This is a genomic window from Bacillus cereus group sp. MYBK14-1, from assembly GCF_051916885.1.
Lineage (GTDB): Bacteria > Bacillota > Bacilli > Bacillales > Bacillaceae_G > Bacillus_A > Bacillus_A cereus.
Genome location: NZ_JBQAHM010000001.1, coordinates 1,108,099 through 1,131,476, shown reverse-complemented (window position 1 = coordinate 1,131,476; position 23,378 = coordinate 1,108,099). Strand labels below are relative to the sequence as shown.

Below are 23,378 nucleotides of genomic sequence, written 5' to 3'. Positions count from 1 at the left end.
ACTTTGAACGGCTTTTTTTTATGAGAATTGTTTAAGTGCTCTTTCGGCTAGTAAAGCAAAGTATTCTGCACTTATAGGCAGTGCCTCTTCATTAATTGTAAAAGCAGGATGATGCCATTCATGTGTACCGCTCGTTCCCATAAAGACGAATGAACCTGGTATTTCCTGTTGGTAAAATGAGAAATCTTCTCCAGCCATTGATAGACTAGGCGAGATGATATTAAGATTCATCTTTGTGGCAACTTGAGTAGATAAGTCTGTAAGAGCTTTATCGTTGTGAACAGCAGGAGGACCTGAATAAAAACGGAATTTCGTTTTTACACCTAATGCATCAGATACACCTTTAATAATACGCTCCATGAGTGCTGGAATCTTTTCACGTGTTTCAGCTTGGAACGTGCGAATCGTTCCTTCTAACGTAGCTTTTTCAGGAATCACGTTCCACGTATTTCCTGCGTGAATATTTGTAACACTAACAACTGCATTATGAGATGAACTTATATTTCGGCTTACAATTGTTTGCAGTGCCATCACAATTTGAGAGGATGCGACAATAGGATCTACGCCAGCATCTGGTACAGCCGCGTGTGTACCAACTCCGTGAATTTCAATTTCAAATCGATCAACTCCAGCCATCAGTGGACCATCTTTAATGCCAATTGTACCTACTGGTAAATCAGGTTTATTATGCATGCCGAAAATCGCTTGCACATTACGTAAATGTCCAGCATCAATAACTTTGCAAGCGCCATTACTACTTTCTTCAGCTGGTTGGAATATGAAGCGAACCGTTCCATTTAGGGAAGATTCTCTTTCTTTTAATAAGAAAGCAGTACCTAAAATGGCAGCTGTATGAAAATCGTGTCCACAAGCATGCATTTTCCCTCGTACTTTAGATGCATAGGACAAATGTGTTTCTTCTTGAATAGGAAGGGCATCAATATCAGCACGAACTGCTACAATTGGCCCGTTTTTATTACCAGACACTTCAGCGATAATTCCTGTTTCTAAATTGGAGTCAATGATAGTAATGTTTTTTTCTTCTAACCAATTTTTTATTGCTTTTGTTGTTTCGAACTCTTCATATGATAGTTCTGGATACTCATGTAAATGTCGACGGATGGAAATAAGTTTTTCTTTTAGTTGATTTGAAATAGATACCATGTAGTATGCCTTCTTTCTTCAGCAAAATATTTATCATAAGTATACAACAATAAAAGAGAGGATTCTCAAATGAAAATCCTCTCTCGTTTATCCCGTATTAATGGGCAGTCCGATTGGTTCAACTAATTAAAGTTTCACTTTATGCTGCGACTTTTTTATGCGTATGATGTTTACGATAACGTCCACGCATTGCGTATGCAATTTGCGGGATTGCAATCCCGATTAAAATAAGTGATACACCGAACCATTGTGAAGATAGTACAGCCTCTTTTAAAACGAATACGGACATAATTGTTGTAACTGGTAGTTCCGCTGCACCAAGAATAGTTGCTAAGCCAGAACCGATTTTTGGAATACCGATTGTAAAGGCAATAGATGGAATTACGATACTAAATGTTCCTAATCCTAAACCGTATTTCCAAAGACCTTGAGAAATGGCACCATTAAAAATAAATGTTGGTGGGAATACAATCATGACTAAAGTTAAAGCACCAGTCATTAAGAGAACACCGCGCGGTAATGAAGGTACTTCAACAGCAACTTTTCCGCTCACGAAAATGTATGTTGCGAATGTAACAGCAGATAATAAACCTAAAATGATCCCAGTCGTATCGAAAGCACCTGCTGATTGTTCAAGTAAACCACTTGATAAAAATGTCCCTACAAGTAAGAAAATAACAGAAATAACTTTTTCTCTTGAAGGTAATGTTTTTGTTGCGACTGCTTCAATGATAATTCCGACCCAAACAAATTGGAATAAAAGAATAATTGCAATAGAAGCTGGTACAGTTTTTAATGAAGCATAATAAAAAATTCCGGTAAAACTTGCAGATGTTCCTGCAACGAATAAAAGTAATGCTTGCTTTAAAGGAACGCGATGTCTAGAAAATAGAAGTGTAATAGCAAGCAAAATAATCCAACCGAACAAATATTGGCTGCCAATTACCTCTCCAAGTGAAAATCCTTCTGCATATGCAAGCTTAACAAAAATAGCTAAAATTCCATAACTACACGCTCCTAATAAAACTAAAAGAGAATAACGAAGCATGAAAAATTCCTCCCATCTATATGAAGTTGTTCCGTATCGAAAATATATAACTAGAGGGAAGTATACAAAATTAGAAATAAAGGGTCAAATGAAAGAAAAGTATGACATTTTATAGAATAATAATAAAAGTATGATATTTATGCATAATCTTGAAATTATTAATAGTAGAAGTATTATAAAATCAACTTTGCATTGTATAGAGCCAGCATTTGAAAAAAATATTTTTTAAACCAATATGTATATAGACGTACTAGTAACGTGCTAATTATTTGAGAAACTATGTTACCTTTGTTATGGTAATGACAATTAAAGGAGTTTCATAATCCATTTGAGTTTTTTCTATATAATAGAAGGAAATGAAAACGTTTTATTAGAAACTGTGAGGAAGTACTTTTTTCTTATTGCCACGTTGTAAAAGTGATTTCACGAATTGTTCATAGTATTTTTATGTGTTTTTGTTACAATATTTAGGGAGAGGAGTGGAATGATGCAAGATATTAGTATTTTTTTAGCGTTTGGCGCCGGGTTCTTATCATTTATTTCCCCATGTTGCTTACCGCTTTATCCGGCATTTTTATCGTACATAACAGGTATGTCGGTTTCTGAATTGAAAGAAGAAAATGCAATGCTTCGCAAAAGAAGTATGATACATACAGCGTTTTTCTTACTTGGATTTTCAATTATATTTATTGCAATTGGATTTGGTACAAGTTTTATTGGAGGAATCTTTACTGACTATAAAGATTTAATCAGACAGTTAGGTGGTATATTTATCATCGTGTTCGGCTTAATTATTGTCGGGGTGTTTAAGCCGAAATTTTTAATGCAAGACCGTAAATTTACATTTAAAAATCGTCCAAGTGGCTATTTTGGATCAGTACTAATTGGATTAGCCTTTGCAGCAGGGTGGACGCCATGTACCGGACCAATTCTAGTGTCGGTAATTGGATTAGCAGCAACAAACCCAGAATCAGCAATGATTTACATGATTGCTTACATACTTGGATTTGCTATCCCGTTTTTCGTACTGTCATTCTTTATTACGAAAATGTCTTGGATTAAAAGAAATAGTATGGCCTTCATGAAAGTCGGAGGATATATTATGATTGTTATGGGGGTCTTCCTATACTTTAACTGGATGACGAAAATTATCGTATATTTCTCAAGTTTATTTGGTGGTTTTACCGGTTTTTAGTATTATTCTGCGAAAATGTTGGAAATACTAACGGAAAAGCATATAATGAAAGTATATTTTGCATATAGCCACAAAAAAGGATGAGAAAATATGAACATAGTTCTTTTATCAAGTATCGTTGCTGTTTGTATGGCTGTCGGTGCGATGTTTATTCGTTTAAAAGCAGCTAAGAAACCTGCAACATTGAAAAAAATTATACTTCCGCCATTTTTTATGAGCACGGGAGCATTGATGTATGTTTTTCCTGAATTTCGATTAACTCCAGCGGAAATGTTAGAAGCAATTGGCGTCGGTTTGTTTTTCTCTATTTTTCTTATTAAAACATCTAAATTTGAAATTAGAGGACAAGAGATTTATTTGAAGCGTTCAAAAGCCTTTGTTTTTATATTAATTGGATTACTTGTCGTGCGGATTGTATTTAAAACATACTTAAGCCAATCTCTTGATTTAGGACAACTTAGTGGCATGTTCTTCTTACTGGCGTTCGCGATGATTGTGTCATGGAGAATTGCCATGTACCGTTCCTTTACGAAATTACAAAAGGAAATGGAAAAAGAAGATGGTTTTTATAATGAAAAAGATATGAAGCTAACTTAAAAACTGTATATGTACCAAATAAAAAGACAGCGTCAAAGGCGCTGTCTTTTTTATCGAAAATAATATGAAGTTACTTTGCGAGTAAAGATCGATAGTTAGAATAATCAATCTTTTTTTCTTGTAGTTTTTTAATTAAAAATTTATGATCACGCTTTGGTGTGGCAATGATATATCCTTTAATAATTAAGTCTTGTGTAATTTGAGAGGCATTTTCTTGTAATGCAAGTTCCCCGATTTTTCCAGCAATCTTTGATTTTGCAACATCGCGAAATAGTTCTGGAACAGGACTTACAAGCTCTTCTAACAATTGTTTTTGTTCGTCAGCCCATAAATGTCTCGTTTTATTTATGTAGTGTTCTTCCCAATCCAAAATGGACATGCCATCTTCTTTTGGTAAACGTTTTAAAAATTTTCTGAACATAAAGTATCCACCGATAGACATAAGCCCTAATAAAATAACCGTCCATAATACAATGAACCAACTGAACCATCCTTCGAGCAAGCATATCCCCCCTTAATGATAGCGGTTTTCTTTTATTCATATTATATACAGTGAGATTCATAGAAAGCAAGAACGCTTGGTCATTTTGACCAAGCGTTATCATTTAAACAAAGTATAGTTGTTCCACATGTAAATTATTATTATCATCTTCTACATATTCAATGATTAATGTGCCAATTTTACGATCTTTATCTTCAGTTGTGAAAATAGAGTAAGAAGTAAAACGTGTTTTTGATAGGCCGCTTATGTGTGTAGGTAAAGAAATGTAGTCGTTATCGCGGAAGAATTCCATCAGTTCAATATCCTCAAATTCTTTTCGGTCAACTTGTTTGTTTGTATAGCGGCGTTGAAGTTGTTTTAAAGATTCATTCCAAGAAATTGCTTTTGTGTCGTATACCATTGTTCTATCTCCTTACTGTATGTAATTATTAAGAACATACGTTCTAATCTAGTATACTCTTTTTATTAGAAAAGGGAAAGCAAAAAATAATGTAAGCTTGGATTTCCAAGCTTACATTATTGATGCGTCCGTCATAATCTCTATTTTTCATTATAAGTTAGATAAGAATAAGAAACAAGATGATATATATAATGTTGAGAGTTTTCAAGATTCTGTATATTATAGGTGTACTAAAGTGTAAGGGAATGAGAGGTGTGACATACGTAATTTCACTGCAAGGGCCGATGGCTAGCGGAAAAACAACATTAGCAAAAAGGTTAGAAAAGAGAGGGTTTCGAGTTATATATGAAAATCCATATCCAATTGTAGAGAAGCGAAAAAAATTGAATTTAGATATGAATTCAAAAGTAGGGTTTATTATGAATCAAAAAATGTTTATGGAAGCAAAAATAAAGGAGTTTCAAAATGTGAAAGATTCAGTCGTAATTTTTGATCGCGGACCAGAAGACATTGAGTTTTTTACACTCTTTTATCCAACGATTATAGGAGAAGAGTGGGATATAGAAACTGAATTGAAAGATGAATTATATAAATTAAGAGAATGCCGTTCGGATGTGATTTTTTACTTAGATGTTACGAAAAAGAATGTATATGATAGAAAAAATAATGATAGAACAAGAAACAGAAGTACATTTGAGGAGCAATTTAAATTAGCAGAAACTGAAAAAGACTGGTATAAACAATTTCCTGTAACTTATGTGGACACAAATAGATTAACAGTTGACGATTTAGAGGTATATTTTATGGACTGGTTAAAGGAGAGAGGGCTATGAAAAAAATACTTTTATTTGTATACCCAACATTTGCGGAGTTTGAAATAACAGTAGCGACGGCATTGCTGAAAAATAAATTTGAAATCATTACAGCGGGCTTAACAAAAGAATTGATTATAAGTGAAACAGGTTTGCAAGTGCAACCACATATAGAAGTAAGTGAAGTACGTGTAGATGAGTATGAGGGGGTACTTATTCCAGGTGGAGAAGAAGTACAGTTGAAAGATGCGAAATCTCTTTTTTCAGTCATTCGTCAATTTCACGAACAAGAAAAATTAGTGGCGGCAATTTGTGCTGGACCGTATGCGCTAGCAAAAGCAGGGTTATTTAAAGGGATTTCTTATACTGCGACTATAGATTATCAAAAATTCGATTGTTTTCCAGTAGAAAATTTCGTGTATGAAGAAGTTGTGCAACACTCAAATATCATTACAGCACAAGGGCATGCATTTGTACCATTTGGAATAGCGATTGCCTCTTATTTTGGAGTGGCAGACGAACATAATACAGATTTTTATTGTGGTAAAGGCAATGTAGTAATGGAGAAACTTTTACGAGAAAACGTGTAAAAGCTAGCAAATGCTAGCTTTTTTACACCGATAAATTACTAACGTTTTTGGATCGCGCCATATACCGTTATGGAGCGATAATTCCTTGTTGATTTCTTCTGTTAGCCATTCTTTCATCTCGGCTTGAAGATACATATTATCGGGTATATTTAACGATGGAAACATGCTGGAAATATAGTTTACTATTGGGGTAGCATGATGAAAAACGAGCGCATTATGAATAACTGTTTCTTCAACCGTTGGAAAAGCAGATGCTACTATCTCTTTACCATTTTCTAAACAAAATGGAGAGACTGCTGGTGATGTTTTCGGTAGATCAAATGCGTCAAGCATGTTGTTACACATTTCAACTATACGAGGTAATGAAACTTTAGAATTTGTTGTAGCTAAAAGTGTTCCGCCAGAACGAATGACTTTATAAAAGCCTTGAATTGTTTTTTCAACATCTTTCACATGGTATAACATATGTCTTGCAATTATTAGGTCATAACAATTTGTTTCGAAAGGAAGTTTACTAGCGTCCCCTCGTTTCCATTCTATTAAGTTATTTATTTTAGCAGCTTCAGCAAGCATAGCTTCGGATTGATCAAACCCGGTTAATGGGCCTTTATGACCATTTGTTTGTAAAAGGGAAAGGAATTTTCCACTAGCGCACCCAACCTCTAATATGTTTTCATCCCCTTGAAGGTGTAAATGTTCAATGACGATCTTATCTAAATCTACGTGTTTTTCTTCGTAATGTGTATGTGTGTCGATGCGTGTTTGTAAATGGTTGCTAACGTTATATTGTCGTTTTACATCATTCATTTTGTCACATTCCACCTTTGTGCAAAATTGTTGGATTGTATGTGTTAATACATCTGTTTTCTTTAAACCTTCGTAATGGAGTGCTGATTCAAACCTTTCAAGTAATTTCTCTTCAATTCGAAAATGAATATCTTTTCGTTTTGTCACTGAAATTTCGCCCCTTTGCATCTGTTAGTGAGACTATAGCACGTCTGGAAATTTTGTGTAAATCATTTGTGTACACAAAATTAGGGGGATGAAAAAAATGTTTGAATATGATTTTAAACTATTGACGATTTAACCGTTTTCATATATTCTTAAATTAAGTAATATTCAAATAATTCAAAAGAAATGAGAGAGTCACATGCTTCTTCAAGGAACACATCGAATTGGTCGTATGGCCATGCTGTTGGCACTTGCGGATGAGAATGAAAGTCCTGTATTATCCATTCCAAAAGGTTGGAAGTATTGTACGGGGAAAGTGGGTTCGATGAATTCGCAAAAGGTTGTCGCAGCAATGGAAACAGCGGCTAAAAGCAACCAAGTTATTGAAACAGACGTTTACAGAGAAACACATGCACTTTATCATGCAATTATGGAAGCTTTGTACGGAGTGACGAGAGGTCAAATTCAGTTAGCAGACGTTCTTCGTACAGTAGGACTTCGTTTTGCGATTGTGCGCGGTACACCATACGACGGGAAAAAAGAAGGCGAATGGGTTGCTGTTGCATTATATGGAACGATTGGTGCACCTGTAAAAGGATCAGAGCATGAGGCGATTGGTTTAGGAATTAATCACATATGATTTGCCCATAGTCTATTAGTTAGAAGGGGGCCTTACTTTTTTAGGACAGAAGTCTGTCTTAAAAAGATAAGGTCCCCTTTTGCCTTTTTAAGGAGGAAAAATGATGATTACGTTAACAGGACATACATTGACAGTTGAAGAAATGAAGAGGTTATTACTGGAAGGAGAAGGTGTAACAGCTTGTCCAACTAGTATGCAAAAGGTAGCGGAGTGCCGCGAAGTAGTTGAGAAAATTGTAGAGGACGGAAAAGTCGTTTACGGTATTACAACTGGATTTGGAAAGTTTAGTGATGTGCTTATCCAAAAAGATGATGTAAAGGCACTTCAACATAATTTAATTCAGTCACATGCATGTGGGATAGGTGATCCATTCCCGGAAGAAGTATCGCGCGGAATGTTAATTTTACGAGCGAACACGATGCTTAAAGGAGTATCAGGCGTAAGGCCGCTTGTTGTAAATATGCTTCTTGAGTTTGTAAATCGTAAAATTCATCCAGTCGTTCCGCAACAAGGCTCACTTGGTGCAAGTGGAGATTTAGCACCTTTATCTCATCTTGCGCTCGTATTATTAGGCGAAGGTGAAGTGTTCTATAAAGGGAAACGCGTTCATGCAATGGTTGCTCTTACAGAAGAAGGGCTTGAGCCAATTGAACTTGAAGCGAAAGAAGGTCTTGCGTTAATTAATGGTACGCAGGCGATGACAGCACAAGGAGTTCTTTCTTATATAGAAGCAGAAGCAACGGCGTATCAAGCTGAACTAATTGCTTCGATGACAATTGAAGGGTTACAAGGCATTATTGATGCATTTGATGAAAATGTTCATAAAGCACGTGGCTATAAAGAGCAAGTGGATGTAGCAAGCAGAATTCGTGACATTCTTCATGATAGTAAGTTAACAACAAAACAAGGAGAACTACGTGTACAGGATGCCTATTCACTTCGTTGTATCCCGCAAGTACACGGTGCTTCTTGGCAAGTTTTGAATTATGTGAAAGAAAAATTAGAAATTGAAATGAATGCCGCAACAGATAATCCGCTAATCTTTGATGGCGGGGAAAAAGTAATTTCAGGTGGTAATTTCCATGGTCAACCGATTGCATTTGCGATGGACTTCTTAAAAGTAGGAATGGCGGAACTTGCAAACATTTCAGAGCGTCGTATTGAGCGTTTAGTAAATCCGCAGTTAAACGATTTACCGCCATTTTTAAGTCCAGAACCAGGACTTCAGTCTGGTGCAATGATTATGCAATATGCTGCAGCGTCACTAGTTTCTGAAAATAAAACGTTAGCACATCCAGCGAGTGTTGATTCAATCCCGTCATCAGCTAACCAAGAAGATCACGTAAGTATGGGAACAATCGCTTCACGTCATGCACATCAAATTATTCAAAATGTAAGACGTGTTCTTTCAATTGAAATGATTTGTGCGATGCAAGCGGCAGAATATCGTGGAATTGAAAACATGAGTACAGTGACGAAGAGCTTCTACCATCAAGGGCGTCAGCAAGTACCATCTATTACAAATGATCGCATCTTCTCAACGGATATTGAAAATATTGCACATTGGTTAAAAACGAATTATTCGATAAAAGAAAGATTGGATGTAAACGCAGCACTATAAAATGAGAAAAGGGAGAGATTGAAATGGAAAAAGTACAACAAACAATTCGCGCGCCAAGAGGTACAGAGTTACAAACGAAAGGGTGGGTGCAAGAAGCTGCACTTCGTATGCTAATGAACAATTTAGATCCGGAAGTTGCTGAAAAACCAGAAGAATTAGTTGTGTATGGCGGAATTGGCCGTGCAGCTCGTAACTGGGAAAGCTATCAGGCGATTGTAGATTCATTAAAAACGTTAGAAAGCGATGAAACGTTACTTGTTCAATCAGGAAAACCAGTTGCCATTTTTAAATCACATGAAGATGCACCTCGCGTTCTGTTAGCGAACTCAAACTTAGTACCAAAATGGGCAAACTGGGATCACTTCCGAGAACTAGAGAAAAAAGGTCTTATGATGTACGGACAAATGACAGCTGGTAGCTGGATTTACATTGGAACACAAGGGATTCTACAAGGAACATATGAAACATTTGGTGAAGCAGCTCGTCAACATTTCGACGGTTCATTAAAAGGTACATTAACACTTACTGCTGGTTTAGGTGGTATGGGTGGTGCACAACCTCTTGCTGTAACGATGAACGGCGGTGTTGTCATTGCTATTGATGTTGATAAGCGTAGCATCGATCGTCGTATTGAAAAGAGATATTGTGACATGTATACAGAATCATTAGAAGAAGCATTAACTGTTGCGAACGAGTATAAAGAGAAGAAAGAACCAATTTCAATTGGCTTGCTAGGAAATGCGGCAGAGATTTTACCAGAACTAGTGAAGCGTGATATTACGCCAGATTTAGTTACAGATCAAACATCTGCTCATGATCCATTAAACGGTTATATTCCAGTAGGTTACACATTAGAAGAAGCAGCGAAACTTCGTGAAAAAGATCCAGAACGTTACGTACAATTATCAAAAGAAAGTATGACAAAACATGTGGAAGCGATGCTTGCGATGCAAGAAAAAGGTGCAATTACATTTGATTATGGAAATAACATTCGCCAAGTTGCTTTCGATGAAGGTTTGAAAAATGCTTTCGATTTCCCAGGATTCGTTCCAGCATTTATTCGTCCATTATTCTGTGAAGGAAAAGGGCCATTCCGCTGGGTAGCACTTTCTGGTGATCCAGAAGATATTTATAAAACAGACGAAGTAATTTTACGTGAGTTCGCTGATAATGAACATTTATGTAACTGGATTCGTATGGCACGTCAACAAGTTGAGTTCCAAGGACTTCCATCACGTATTTGTTGGTTAGGTTACGGTGAGCGTGCGAAATTTGGTCGCATCATTAATGAAATGGTTGCAAATGGTGAATTATCAGCACCGATTGTTATTGGTCGTGACCATTTAGATTGCGGATCAGTAGCATCTCCAAACCGTGAAACAGAAGCGATGAAAGACGGTAGTGATGCAGTAGCTGACTGGCCAATTTTAAATGCATTAATTAATAGTGTAAACGGTGCGAGCTGGGTATCTGTTCACCACGGTGGTGGCGTTGGTATGGGTTATTCACTTCACGCTGGAATGGTTATCGTTGCAGATGGAACAGAAGCAGCAGCAAAACGTATTGAGCGCGTATTAACTTCTGACCCTGGTATGGGTGTTGTTCGTCACGTGGATGCTGGATATGACTTAGCTGTGGAAACTGCGAAAGAAAAAGGCGTTAACATTCCAATGATGAAATAAGGAGGAGAAAACATGCTGGACACTTTACTAATAAATATCGGTCAATTACTAACAATGGATCAAGAAGATGGCTTGTTAAGACGAGAAGCGATGAACACGCTTCCTGTTATCGAAAACGGTGCGGTTGGAATTGAAAATGGTGTAATCACTTTCGTTGGAACAGCGGAAGAAGCGAAAGGATTACAAGCGAAAGAAGTTATTGATTGCGGGGGGAAAATGGTTTCTCCTGGTCTTGTTGATCCGCATACCCATCTTGTATTTGGTGGATCTCGTGAAAATGAAATTGCGCTAAAATTACAAGGAGTTCCGTACTTAGAAATTTTAGAACAAGGCGGAGGTATTCTTTCAACTGTAAATGCAACGAAACAGGCGTCGAAAGAAGAACTTGTTCAAAAAGCGAAATTCCATTTAGACCGTATGCTATCTTTCGGCGTTACAACTGTAGAAGCGAAGAGTGGTTACGGATTAGATGATGAGACGGAATGGAAACAATTAGAGGCAACTGCACAATTACAAAAAGAGCATTCAATCGATTTAGTTTCCACATTTTTAGGTGCTCATGCAGTTCCGAAAGAATATAAAGGTAGATCGAAAGAATTTTTACAATGGATGTTAGACCTATTACCAGAAATGAAAGAGAAACAATTGGCGGAATTCGTTGATATTTTCTGTGAAACAGGTGTGTTCTCAGTAGAAGAATCAAAAGAATTTTTATTAAAAGCGAAAGAGCTTGGCTTTGATGTGAAAATTCATGCAGATGAAATCGACCCTCTTGGTGGTGCGGAAGCAGCGGCAGAAATCGGTGCAGCATCAGCAGACCATCTAGTTGGCGCTTCTGATAAAGGGATTGAAATGCTTGCAAACTCGAATACAGTAGCAACATTATTACCAGGAACAACTTTCTATTTAAATAAAGAAAGCTTTGCTCGTGGTCGTAAAATGATTGATGAAGGTGTTGCAGTTGCGTTAGCTACAGACTTTAACCCAGGTAGCTGTCCAACTGAAAATATTCAGCTTATTATGAGCATTGCGATGCTAAAACTGAAAATGACACCAGAAGAAGTTTGGAATGCCGTAACGGTTAACTCATCATATGCCATTAACCGTGGTGATGTAGCTGGGAAAATTAGAGTTGGTCGTAAGGCAGATTTAGTTTTATGGGATGCTTACAATTATGCTTACGTACCGTATCATTACGGCGTAAGTCATGTGAATACAGTATGGAAGAATGGTAATATTGCATATACAAGAGGTGAACAATCGTGGAGCACGGCCACTATTTAAAGAAAAACGCAAAGTTTATTGATCGTGAAGTGACAAAATGGAGTGAGATGATTAAAGATTGGGAGGAAGGTGTAGAAATATTCGGTGCTGCCTTAATTGGAGCACCCCTTTCTAAACCATCTATTAGTCATTCAGGAGCGAGTTTTGCTCCAAAGACAATTCGTGCGATGTTAGATGCATATAGTACATATGCAATTACAGAAAAACACGATATGAAAGAAAGTGTCTTATATGATTGCGGCGATATTACGATGCATGTGACGGATATAAAAGAAAGTCATAAACGAATTGCGAAAACAGTTGGTCATGTAACGAAAGTAAACCCGAACATGATACCAATCGTTCTTGGTGGTGACCACTCGATTAGTTTTCCGAGTATAACAGGTTTTGCAAACAGTAAAGGAAAGGTCGGGATTATTCAATTTGATGCTCATCATGATTTACGTAATTTAGATGATGGAGGCCCGTCAAATGGTACACCATTCCGTAGTTTACTAGAAAATGATGTCATTACAGGGAAACAACTTGTTCAAATTGGAATTCGTAATTTTTCTAATGCACGTGCGTACCATGAATATGCAATAGAGCATGGTGTAACAGTGTATACAATGAAAGACGTACGAGAGCGAGAAATAAAAGATATTATCACGGAAAGTATTGAATTATTAAGAAATCAAGGTGTGACTTCTATTTATATTTCTCTTGATATGGATGTGCTAGACCAAGCGTTTGCACCAGGTTGTCCAGCAATTGGGCCTGGTGGAATGGATAGTACGACTTTACTAGATGCGATTGAATTCCTTGGTAAAGAACCGCTCGTTCAAGGGATGGATATAGTAGAGATTGATCCAACTCTTGATTTCAGAGATATGACGAGTAGAGTAGCAGCGCAAGTGATTATGAGTTTTCTTTTAGCGAGGGAAACGGTTAGTAAGCAGGTTAGCATATAGACGGAAAAGTAGATCTTTATTTATGTCTTATCAAAAACACATCACTACTTAAATGTAGTGATGTGTTTTTGTATTAAAAGAGAATGAATGTGTGTGTGGAACCGTTAATGGAATTGCGATTTTTATAGTGTATTGTGTAAATTTAATTTTTTGCTTCTGAAGTGTTGACGTGTAAAATAATTTTATGATAAAATAAAAATTTTGCTAAAAAACTAAAAGTGTGTTAAGCTTGAGAAGGTTACCATATATGGAGGTGGATTATTTGTTTCAAATTGGCGATAACATTGTTTATCCAATGCAGGGAGCAGGTATAATTAAAGCCATAGAAGAGAAGGAAATCTCAGGAGAAAAACAACAGTATTATGTTATAAAAATGTCGGCTAGTAATATGGAACTAATGATTCCAGCAGGGAGAATATTGAATTCGAATATACGTCCAGTTACGGATATAACCGCATTAGCACACATAATGGATATTTTTCAACATGGGGAATCAGATAGATTACTTACATGGAAACAAAGGTATAAATTGAACACTGATAAAATAAAGACGGGTAAAATGCAAGAAGGTGCTGAAGTTGTGCGTGATTTAATGCGTATACAGAAAGAAAAAGCACTTAATGCAAGCGAAAAGAAGATGTTAGATAACGCATATGAATTTTTGATTAGTGAACTGGGATTAATTGAAGGTATCACAGAAAATCAGATAAAAAGCTTTTGTTAAGGTTCATTACAAATAATGTATTATATCCCAAAAAAGATCTTGAATTTTTTGGGAACATAATTATAGAAAATTTATCATTTCAAAGACATTCAACTCTTTCAAACCACTTTTAGAGCATTACCTCTATTGTTATTACTACAATCAAATCCATTTTTATTTTTTAATTTCATTTATGAATGTTCGAAGTTTAATTGAATACTTCGATAAAATAGTTACTTGATTTTTGCAATCCTGATTCACACTGGCACGGACGAGGAGCCGTAAGGATGAAAGAGAGGTAGGGCTTTCATTGTTTTAGGTATATAAGTTATTATTTTTAGAAGAATACTGAACCATTTTCACTTCTATTGATAAGGTGTTTTTTTATTAAAGAGATAAACGAATTGACAGCCATATATGGTCAACAAAAAAGGTTTCCTCCTAAGGAAACCTTTTTAATATTATTTAAAGCATTTTATTTTTTGGATATTCGAATTTTTTATTGTAAAGTCGTAAAAATTGACGTTACTATCTAAAAGTAAGTATGATGCGATTATAGTAAGATTTTTTAGGGGGAAGAAAAATGACAAGTTCAAGTAATAAAGCAGCGAGTATTTATGAAGGAACAAATGTAAATGCTGGGGGATTTTTTGGAAACGTTGAAGAAACAAAGTTGTTTGATCCAATTCAAGTTGGAGCTTGGTCTCTTCGTAATCGTATAGCGATGGCACCGATGACAAGATGCTTTGCAGATAATGAGACTGGAGTAGTTGGTGCGGATGTAGTGGAGTACTACAGAAAACGTGCTGCAGATGGAATTGGACTAATTATTACAGAAGGAATTGTCATTAGTCCGAGAGCAAAAGGAAACCCAGGAGTACCAGGTATTTATACACAAGAACAAATCGATTCTTGGAAACCTGTTACAGAGGCAGTACATAAAGAAGGCGGGACGATTATTGCTCAAATATGGCATGTTGGGCGTATGAGTCATCATGAAATAATTGGTGGTCAAATGCCACAAGCACCGTCGGCTATCGCTGCAGAGGGAAATGTTCCACGCTTTCGTAAACCGTTTGATACGCCAGAAGCAATGACGTTAGAAGAAATACAAGAAGTGATCGGTCAATACGCACAAGCTGCGAAAAATGCAATCGAAGCTGGATTTGATGGAGTAGAAATTCACGGTGCACACGGATATTTAATCGATCAATTTACGTATGAGTTTGCGAATAAGCGAACAGATAAATATGGCGGTGATTTAAAACAAAGGTTAACGTTTATGAAAGAAGTAACGGCGGCTGTAATAGAAGCTGTTGGAGCTAATAAAACACTTCTTCGTTTCTCTGCTTTCAAAGGTGATAATCCTACTTATATGTGGGAAAACCCTGAGTTTGCAATTGAAACGTTCATAAATATGTTTAAAGAGGTTGGGTTAACGATGATCCATCCTTCAACGATGAATTATACCCAAGAGATTGCTGACGGAAAGAATTTTCATCAACTAGTAAGAAAATATTGGGATGGTACGATTGTTGGGGTTGGTAATTTAAATCCGAAAGAGGCCGAAGAAGCGTTGCAAGAAGGAACGATTGATGTAGCGGCATTCGGAAGACCGTTAATTGCTAATCCAGACTTTGTTCATCGAATTAAACACGCTGAAAGTTTAGTTGAATATGACGCGAAAGAGCATCTTGCTACGTTAGTATGAATAAAGATAAAAGGAGAACACATCTAGTGTTCTCCTTTTATTATGGAATTTCATAGGGGGAAGCGGGATGAGTGAAACGCTACTCGTTATTATTAGTATATTACTATTTTTAATGTTGCTTTTAATCGTCTTTTTTATCATTACATTTTTTATAAAAAAACGAACACATCATTCTATTTTAAAATTACATCCGTACTTAGGAAGAATGCGCTACTTACTGGAAAAGATAGGGCCTGAATTTCGACAATATTGGTTTGATCATGATACGGATGGAAAGCCTTTCTCACGTTATGATTTTCAAAGTGTTATGTTTTTAGCAAAATATCGCTCTGAAATACTTGGTTTTGGATCAAAACGAGATTTTGAAGCTTCTGGATATTATATTGCTAATACATTATTTCCGATATTAACGGAGGAATTAAGTGTGAATCTCACGCAAGAGCGAGAAGGTAAAAAGTACGTGATTCATAAAGAAGGGTTATTTTCAAGAAGAGAAAAATTGACAGCGGATACAACGAATCTTTGGCTGTACGAAGAAGATGATGCAATTATAGTCGGTGAGAACCGTAAATATCCGTGGAAGCTACATGGCATGTTTGGTGCATCTGCGACTTCTTATGGTGCGATTGGAGAAAATTATATTTTAGCGAGTGGTCTTGGAGCAAAAATGGCAGGCGGATCGTGGATTAATACGGGTGAAGGTGGCGTTATTCCAGAACATTTACATACAGGAGCGAATATCGTTGCGCAAATTGGTCCAGGGTTATTTGGATACCGTGATGAAGACGGTAATTTTTCAATGGGAAAATTCATGGAGAAAGTGAAAGAAAGTAATATTAGAGCATTCGAATTGAAATTTGGGCAAGGTGCTAAAATACGTGGTGGTCATTTAGAGGGGCAAAAAGTAAATGAGAAAATTGCGTTTGTTCGCAACGTCCGAAAGGGAGAGACGATTAATTCACCGAATCGATTTTCATTTTTAAAGAATGCAGCGGATACACTTTATTTTATTCAACAGTTGCAAGAAAGCGGCGGTAAACCAGTTGGAATGAAAATTGTAATTGGTCAGCAGAAGCCTTTGGAAGATTTAATAAAAACAATGAAAGAACTAAACATTTATCCAGATTTTATTACAATAGACGGTTCAGAAGGCGGGTCAGGGGCAACGTATAAATCGATGGCAGATTGTATGGGACTGCCGCTTATTCCAGCATTACTTACATTTATTGATACAGCAAACCATTATGGTGTTCGTAACAAGTTTAAAGTATTTGCATCGGGTAAATTAATCACACCAGATAAAGTAGCGATTGCTTTAGCGATTGGGGCGGATGCTGTAAGTTCAGCCCGCGGATTTATGATGGCAAGCGGCTGTATTATGGCCCTTCAATGTAATTCTGGCCAATGTCCATCTGGTGTAGCCACGACGAATCCGCATTATCAAAAAGCGTTAGATCCGTATGAGAAGAAGTGGCGAGTCATGAATTATATTATTAGTATGAGATATAGTTTATTTTCATTAGCGGCAGCGGTGGGAGTGAAGAGCCCGCGTCATTTAAAGAGAGAGCATATTGTATTTAAAGACGAGATGGGGCGGGTAGTTCCTCTCTCAGAATTGTTTCCTACTAGTAAATAGTAAGCTATGTTTAATAGATTAAAAGTCATACATTTGTATGGCTTATTTTTATTAAAAAATAAGGTGTTTAATTATCTGAATATTTTTATTTTAATTCCTTTTGAAAACAGGGTAATCCACTGGGATAAAGGCGTTTATAAAGGTTTTCACATGTAATGAAAAGTGCTCGTTCACTTGAAAGAACAAAAAATGTTTGTTAAGGTAGGGAACCATAAGCGAAAACAAGAAAATAGAAAAAGTCATTTTTCGAAATTTTGAATGGCTTATGGACTAAGGGAGAGATTTGGTGAAGATTGAAATTATGGTTTCGCTTGCTATTTATATGGCAGGTATGTTGTATATCGGATATTGGTCTTATAAGAAGACATCCGATTTATCAGATTATATGTTAGGTGGAAGGGGACTTGGTCCAGCAGTTACAGCTTTATCAGCTGGTGCTTCTGACATGAGTGGCTGGATGCTAATGGGATTACCTGGTGCGATGTATGCAACAGGATTATCAAGTGTATGGATTGCGATAGGTTTATTAATAGGTGCGTATGCAAACTATTTAATCATTGCCCCGCGTTTACGAACGTATACAGAAGTGGCAAATGATTCAATTACGATTCCAGACTTTTTAGAGAATCGGTTTAAAGATCGTACGAAAATACTTCGTTTTGTCTCCGCTATCGTCATTTTAGTATTTTTCACATTTTATGCGTCGGCTGGTTTAGTTTCAGGTGGACGTTTGTTTGAAAATTCTTTTAACCTTGATTATAAAATTGGTTTATTTGTAACAGTAGGTGTCGTTGTTGCGTATACACTATTTGGTGGCTTTCTAGCCGTAAGTTGGACGGACTTTGTGCAAGGTTGTATTATGTTTATTGCGCTTGTACTAGTGCCAATTGTTGCTTTTACGGATGTCGGTGGTGTAACAGAAACATTTAATACGATTAAGCAAGTCGATGCATCGCATTTAGATATGTTTAAAGGGACCACAATACTTGGTATTATTTCATTTTTAGCATGGGGCCTTGGATATTTTGGTCAACCACATATTATTGTCCGCTTTATGGCAATTACCTCTATTAAAGATTTAAAAACTTCTCGTAGAATCGGTATCGGTTGGATGACGATTTCAATTATAGGTGCAATGCTTACTGGTCTAATTGGTATCGCCTATTATGCTAAAAATAATGCGACACTACAAGACCCAGAAATGGTCTTTGTAACATTCTCAAATATTTTATTCCATCCGTATATTACAGGATTTTTATTATCAGCTATTTTGGCTTCGATTATGAGTAGTATTTCCTCACAATTACTTGTTATTTCAAGTGCAGTAACGGAAGATTTCTATAAAACATTTTTCCGTCGTAATGCAAGTGATAAAGAACTTGTATTTATCGGTAGGCTGTCAGTATTAGTTGTAGCGATGATTGCAGTTGTTTTAGCGTATCATCCGAGTGATACAATTTTAACGCTTGTTGGATATGCTTGGGCAGGATTTGGATCAGCATTTGGACCAGCAATTTTATTAAGTTTATATTGGAAGAGAACGAACAAATGGGGCGTTCTTGCTGGGATGATTGTCGGTGCATTAGTTGTTATCACTTGGGTACAAATTCCAAGTTTAAAAGCGACTATGTATGAAATGGTACCTGGATTCTTCTGTAGTTTATTAACTGTTATCGTTGTAAGTTTATTAACGAAAGAACCCGTTAAGGCAGTTCATCGTGAATTTAATGAGATGGAAGCAGTACTGGAAGAAGAAAAGAAATGATTTGCAAAAAGAGTAAACGATGAATAGCGTTTACTCTTTTTACATGTAAAATGAAAGTAAGGACTTATTGACAATAAAAAATAAGTAACTTATAATAAATCTCGAGTTCGAGATAAATAACATGCATAATGAAGAAATATTATGGTTATAAATCGAACGAATATTTTTTGTAAATTATCTTGAGTTCAAGATAATTTGATAGGTTAGACACCAATAGGTATTTTTGTAATTAATATCTCAAATTCGAGATAAAATTATTATAACGGATTTTACTTTGCAGCATGGACAAAATGAATAATGAATTTAAATGTAAAAGAATTTTTATAATGAAATAAAAAAGGAGTGGAAGAAATGGAAAAGAAAACAATGGGAATCCATCACATTACAGCGATTGTAGGGCATCCACAAGAAAATGTAGACTTTTATGCTGGTGTATTAGGGTTACGTTTAGTGAAACAAACAGTGAATTTTGATGATCCAGGTACGTACCATCTTTATTTTGGAAATGAAGGAGGAAAGCCTGGAACAATTATTACGTTTTTCCCATGGGCAGGTGCTCGTCAAGGTATTATTGGGGACGGTCAAGTAGGAATTACGTCTTACGTTGTACCAAAAGGTACAATGGAGTTTTGGGAAAATAGATTAGAAAAATTCGATGTTTCGTATACAAAAATGACTCGTTTTGGAGAGCAGTATTTAGAATTTGATGATCCGCATGGTTTGCATATAGAATTAGTTGAAAGAGAAGCAGGCGAATTAAACAATTGGAGTTTTGGAGAAGTTACACCAGAAGTAGCAATTAAAGGGTTTGGAGGTGCTGTTCTTTTATCTGCACAGCCTCAAAAAACAGCTGAATTGTTAGAACATATTATGGGTCTTGAAAAAATTGGAGAAGAGGGCGAATTTGTTCGATTCCGTTCTTCTGCTGACATTGGAAATATTATTGATTTGAAATTATCAACAATCGGTCGTGGCCAAATGGGCGTTGGTACAGTTCATCATATAGCCTGGAGAGCGAGTGATGATGCTGATCAGCTAGACTGGAAAGAGTATGTGTCGCGTTTTGGATATCACGTAACTCCTGTACAAGATCGAAATTATTTTAACGCGATTTATTTTAGAGAACATGGTGAAATCTTATTTGAAATTGCAACAGATCCTCCTGGTTTCGCTCATGATGAATCGTTAGAGACGATGGGGGAGGAATTAAAGTTACCGGAACAATATGAACAACATAGAAAACAGATTGAACAAACGCTTTTACCATTTGAAGTGAGAAATTTAGATTAAAGTGATTGAAGGGGGAAAAGGATTATGATGAAACATGTTTTTCAAAAAGGAAAAGATACGTCAAAACCAGTGCTGTTATTACTTCATGGCACAGGTGGTAATGAATTAGATTTACTACCACTTGCAGAAATAGTTGATTCGGAAGCGTCGGTATTAAGCGTTAGGGGAAATGTGTTAGAGAATGGGATGCCGCGTTTTTTCCGCCGATTAGCAGAGGGCATTTTTGATGAAGAGGATTTAATTTTCCGTACGAAGGAATTAAATGAATTTTTAGATGAAGCGGCTAAAGAATATAAATTCGATAGAAATAACATTGTAGCTATCGGTTATTCGAATGGGGCAAATATCGCAGCAAGCTTATTATTCCATTACGAAAATGCATTGAAAGGTGCTGTGCTTCATCACCCAATGGTACCTAGAAGAGGAATGCAATTAGCAAATTTAGCAGGGAAATCTGTGTTTATTGCTGCTGGGACAAATGACCCAATTTGTTCATCAGCAGAGTCAGAGGAATTGAAGGTACTATTAGAAAATGCAAATGCGAATGTAACAATGCATTGGGAAAATCGAGGGCATCAATTAACGATGGGTGAAGTAGAAAAAGCAAAAGAGTGGTATGACAAAGCATTTTAAAAAAAGAAGCATCTGCTAACGATTAGCAGATGCTTCTTTTTTATTTAAGACTGGATTGCAAGATGAGATGAAGAAAGTGGTAGCTCAATATCAACAATCGTACCTTTATTTAATTCGCTTGAAATGTGTAATTTACCATGATGTTCTTCAATTATTTTGTAACACATCATTAATCCTAGTCCTGTGCCTTTTTCTTTTAAACTATAAAAAGGTTCGCCTAGACGGGAGATACGATCTTCTGGAATGCCACAACCTTCATCGATAATTCGTATTAAGATGAAATTATCCTCTAATGGTTTTGTTTGGATGAAAATATTTCCGCCATTTGGCATCGCTTCTATCGCATTTTTTAATATGTTTATAAAAACTTGTTTTAATTGGTTACCGTCACATTGAATATCATATACGTAATCAAAATGATCCATGATGATATGAACGCTATGCATAATTGCAGTCGGTAAAATAAATGTAACTACCTCTTCAATTAAAGTTTGTATGTTACAAGTTTGGATAGATAATACTTGTGGCTTAGACATCGCCATAAATTGACTCGTGATGGATTCCATTTGTGAAATCTCACTTAACATAACATCGATATACCATTTTTGCTCCTCATTTATTTCAGGGAGGAGCAACGTTAGAAAACCTTTTAGAGAAGTGAGTGGATTTCGAATTTCATGGGCAATTCCAGCTGTCAGTTGTCCGACTACTGCGAGCTTCTCAGATTTTCGTAATAACTTTTCAGTTTCTTTTAGCTCAGTAACATCTCTCCCCATCACGATAAGACCTTTGCGAGAACCGTCAGGATGATAAAGCGGAACTTTTGATATACTTAAGATTAGATCGAAATCATCTCTATGTATAATAAATTCCTCGCCATGAAGAATTTGTCTTTGTTGCCATGCTAGTTCATCAATTTCTTCACAATGTAAAAAAGCTTCTCGGTATGCTTCATTATATTGAATGAGTTCGCTATCTTTTTTCCCGTGGTAAGGTACATGATGGAAATTGAAGCAAGAAAGTGCGTAGTCATTTGCCTCAAGCCAGCGCCCTTCATGATCTTTAAAAATAACAAACGCAGGCATGGAGTTTACTAATGTACGCAATCTCTTCTCACTTTCTTTTAGTATATTCTCAATTCTTTCTGATTTTTCAAGCGGCTTCATAATAGCATATACGCCAGTAAGACGATTTTGAACAAAAATAGGAACTAGTTTTGTCACAACATCTAATAAGAATCCATTTTTATGATAAATAGATAAGATATACTCTTGTTGATTATCCGCTTCAGTATTCTTTATATTTTGTAATACTTGCTCAGAAATATGGGCTTCTAAAATAGAGGTAATATTTTTCTGTTCTAATTCTAAAGAAGTGTAACCTAATATTCTTTCGGCAGAAGGATTTATATGTAGAATAACTCCTTCTAAATTTAATGAAATAATACTATCAGGATTGTGTTCGAACAGAGATGCGTACATTTCTGTTAATGAACGATCTTGTATATGGTTTCGCAAACGTCTAGAAATGTTCGGATGACGTTTTTTTTGAGTTGGTGAATATTTTTTACGACTCATAATAGTTCCTCCGTACAAATAGCATCTAAAAAGATTTGTCTATTCATAACTATAATATAGATGTAATGTGTATTTCTATAAAAAATGGAAGTTATAGAATAAATTTTGTTTTTTTTATTTTTTGCAAGGTGAATGCAGGATGGTAATAAGGGGAGCTTATATTGTTTTATAAACCTTTTGTAAGTTACAGACGGTTGTTTTCCGTATAACATTAGGGTAGAGGAGGGGGAGAGAAAATGAAAAATTATATTCAAGGGATTGATCACGTGCAAGTAGCTGCACCTGTAGGGTGTGAAGAAGAGGCGCGTGATTTTTATGGGAATACGATTGGTATGGAAGAAATTCCAAAGCCAGAAGAGTTGAAAAAACGAGGTGGATGTTGGTTTAAATGCGGAAATCAAGAAATCCATATTGGTGTCGAGCGGAACTTTACACCAGCTAAAAAGGCTCATCCAGCTTTTTATGTGAATGAAATTAATGAATTTAAGCAAACACTTATAGAGCAAGGTGTTAAAGTGATTGATGATTATGCAAGGCCAGATGTAATTCGATTTTACGTGTCAGATCCATTTGGAAACCGAATTGAATTTATGCAAAATAAAGACTAGGTGGATTCCCACCTAGTCT

At 36.1% G+C, this 23,378-nt stretch carries 22 protein-coding genes and 1 pseudogene; 17 read left to right on the top strand and 6 right to left on the bottom strand.

Translation table 11 applies throughout. The features are described from left to right. Nucleotides 1–18 precede the first annotated feature (18 nt). Together ACTFR3_RS05755 and ACTFR3_RS05750 are read right to left on the bottom strand one after the other, a co-directional pair. Complete coding sequence (locus tag ACTFR3_RS05755) at nt 19–1,164, bottom strand: M20 peptidase aminoacylase family protein (protein ID WP_000253675.1); 1,146 nt, start codon at nt 1,162–1,164, stop codon at nt 19–21. A gap of 139 nt (nt 1,165–1,303) precedes the next feature. Further along, nucleotides 1,304–2,212 (bottom strand): EamA family transporter, encoded by a 909-nt coding sequence (locus ACTFR3_RS05750; RefSeq protein WP_000947043.1) that lies wholly within the window; start codon nt 2,210–2,212, stop codon nt 1,304–1,306. A 322-nt stretch (nt 2,213–2,534) separates the two neighbouring features. Between ACTFR3_RS05750 and ACTFR3_RS05745 the strand changes: the two are divergent. From ACTFR3_RS05745 to ACTFR3_RS05735, 3 genes and pseudogenes are all read left to right on the top strand, one after another. Then, nucleotides 2,535–2,683: pseudogene (locus ACTFR3_RS05745) on the top strand (peptidase T). Nucleotides 2,684–2,699: 16 nt separating this feature from the next. Next, nucleotides 2,700–3,407 carry a cytochrome c-type biogenesis protein CcdA gene (ccdA, locus tag ACTFR3_RS05740; protein WP_001152676.1) on the top strand — a complete coding sequence of 236 codons (708 nt, stop codon included), beginning with the start codon at nt 2,700–2,702 and terminating at the stop codon, nt 3,405–3,407. A gap of 90 nt (nt 3,408–3,497) precedes the next feature. Further along, entirely contained in the window at nt 3,498–4,004 is a 507-nt protein-coding gene (locus tag ACTFR3_RS05735; RefSeq protein WP_001028439.1) for a CcdC family protein, read from the top strand. A gap of 70 nt (nt 4,005–4,074) precedes the next feature. Here ACTFR3_RS05735 and ACTFR3_RS05730 read toward each other — a convergent pair whose 3' ends face one another. Then, nucleotides 4,075–4,506, bottom strand: a complete 432-nt coding sequence (locus tag ACTFR3_RS05730; protein ID WP_000889373.1) for a DUF2621 domain-containing protein — start codon at nt 4,504–4,506, stop codon at nt 4,075–4,077. A gap of 103 nt (nt 4,507–4,609) precedes the next feature. Beyond that, nucleotides 4,610–4,906, bottom strand: coding sequence for a hypothetical protein (locus ACTFR3_RS05725; protein ID WP_440044241.1), 297 nt, complete (start codon nt 4,904–4,906; stop codon nt 4,610–4,612). A gap of 245 nt (nt 4,907–5,151) precedes the next feature. Between ACTFR3_RS05725 and ACTFR3_RS05720 the strand changes: the two genes are divergently transcribed. Both ACTFR3_RS05720 and ACTFR3_RS05715 read left to right on the top strand, forming a co-directional pair. Beyond that, entirely contained in the window at nt 5,152–5,739 is a 588-nt protein-coding gene (locus tag ACTFR3_RS05720; RefSeq protein WP_002041639.1) for an AAA family ATPase, read from the top strand. Continuing rightward, nucleotides 5,736–6,308 carry a DJ-1/PfpI family protein gene (locus ACTFR3_RS05715; RefSeq protein WP_000722200.1) on the top strand — a complete coding sequence of 191 codons (573 nt, stop codon included), beginning with the start codon at nt 5,736–5,738 and terminating at the stop codon, nt 6,306–6,308. The genes ACTFR3_RS05720 and ACTFR3_RS05715 overlap by 4 nt, the downstream gene beginning before the upstream one ends. A gap of 3 nt (nt 6,309–6,311) precedes the next feature. On the opposite strand, the gene ACTFR3_RS05710 is transcribed toward ACTFR3_RS05715, so the two are convergent. Continuing rightward, nucleotides 6,312–7,262, bottom strand: a complete 951-nt coding sequence (locus ACTFR3_RS05710) for a class I SAM-dependent methyltransferase (protein ID WP_440044240.1) — start codon at nt 7,260–7,262, stop codon at nt 6,312–6,314. Between the two features lie 196 nt (nt 7,263–7,458). Here ACTFR3_RS05710 and hutP point away from each other — a divergent pair, with 196 nt between their 5' ends. The 11 genes from hutP (at nt 7,459) to ACTFR3_RS05655 (ending at nt 21,174) form a co-directional block, all read left to right on the top strand. Then, nucleotides 7,459–7,899 (top strand): hut operon transcriptional regulator HutP, encoded by a 441-nt coding sequence (gene hutP / locus ACTFR3_RS05705; protein ID WP_000926516.1) that lies wholly within the window; start codon nt 7,459–7,461, stop codon nt 7,897–7,899. A gap of 103 nt (nt 7,900–8,002) precedes the next feature. Continuing rightward, on the top strand, nt 8,003–9,520 hold the full coding sequence (hutH, locus tag ACTFR3_RS05700) for a histidine ammonia-lyase (RefSeq protein ID WP_000631874.1): 1,518 nt from the start codon (nt 8,003–8,005) through the stop codon (nt 9,518–9,520). Nucleotides 9,521–9,543: 23 nt separating this feature from the next. Then, a complete protein-coding gene (gene hutU / locus ACTFR3_RS05695; RefSeq protein ID WP_000416944.1) occupies nt 9,544–11,202 on the top strand; it encodes a urocanate hydratase in 1,659 nt (552 codons plus the stop codon). A 12-nt stretch (nt 11,203–11,214) separates the two neighbouring features. After that, nucleotides 11,215–12,486 (top strand): imidazolonepropionase, encoded by a 1,272-nt coding sequence (gene hutI, locus ACTFR3_RS05690; RefSeq protein WP_000887531.1) that lies wholly within the window; start codon nt 11,215–11,217, stop codon nt 12,484–12,486. Continuing rightward, a complete protein-coding gene (gene hutG, locus ACTFR3_RS05685; RefSeq protein ID WP_000399851.1) occupies nt 12,465–13,436 on the top strand; it encodes a formimidoylglutamase in 972 nt (323 codons plus the stop codon). The genes hutI and hutG overlap by 22 nt, the downstream gene beginning before the upstream one ends. Before the next feature lie 262 nt (nt 13,437–13,698). Beyond that, nucleotides 13,699–14,160 (top strand): CarD family transcriptional regulator, encoded by a 462-nt coding sequence (locus ACTFR3_RS05680; RefSeq protein WP_170317877.1) that lies wholly within the window; start codon nt 13,699–13,701, stop codon nt 14,158–14,160. Nucleotides 14,161–14,722: 562 nt separating this feature from the next. Further along, a complete protein-coding gene (locus ACTFR3_RS05675) occupies nt 14,723–15,850 on the top strand; it encodes an alkene reductase (protein WP_000204592.1) in 1,128 nt (375 codons plus the stop codon). A 67-nt stretch (nt 15,851–15,917) separates the two neighbouring features. Continuing rightward, nucleotides 15,918–17,486 (top strand): FMN-binding glutamate synthase family protein, encoded by a 1,569-nt coding sequence (locus ACTFR3_RS05670; RefSeq protein ID WP_000005169.1) that lies wholly within the window; start codon nt 15,918–15,920, stop codon nt 17,484–17,486. Between the two features lie 286 nt (nt 17,487–17,772). Beyond that, on the top strand, nt 17,773–19,251 hold the full coding sequence (putP, locus tag ACTFR3_RS05665) for a sodium/proline symporter PutP (RefSeq protein ID WP_000687591.1): 1,479 nt from the start codon (nt 17,773–17,775) through the stop codon (nt 19,249–19,251). A 351-nt stretch (nt 19,252–19,602) separates the two neighbouring features. Further along, on the top strand, nt 19,603–20,541 hold the full coding sequence (locus ACTFR3_RS05660) for a ring-cleaving dioxygenase (RefSeq protein ID WP_000412739.1): 939 nt from the start codon (nt 19,603–19,605) through the stop codon (nt 20,539–20,541). Between the two features lie 24 nt (nt 20,542–20,565). Beyond that, nucleotides 20,566–21,174, top strand: a complete 609-nt coding sequence (locus ACTFR3_RS05655) for an alpha/beta hydrolase (RefSeq protein ID WP_000975492.1) — start codon at nt 20,566–20,568, stop codon at nt 21,172–21,174. Between the two features lie 44 nt (nt 21,175–21,218). Here the strand turns inward: ACTFR3_RS05655 and ACTFR3_RS05650 are convergent, their stop codons facing one another. Continuing rightward, nucleotides 21,219–22,751, bottom strand: a complete 1,533-nt coding sequence (locus ACTFR3_RS05650; protein WP_000087648.1) for a BA3702 family sensor histidine kinase — start codon at nt 22,749–22,751, stop codon at nt 21,219–21,221. Nucleotides 22,752–22,987: 236 nt separating this feature from the next. Between ACTFR3_RS05650 and ACTFR3_RS05645 the strand changes: the two genes are divergently transcribed. Then, nucleotides 22,988–23,359 (top strand): VOC family protein, encoded by a 372-nt coding sequence (locus ACTFR3_RS05645; protein WP_000800772.1) that lies wholly within the window; start codon nt 22,988–22,990, stop codon nt 23,357–23,359. Nucleotides 23,360–23,378: the final 19 nt, after the last annotated feature.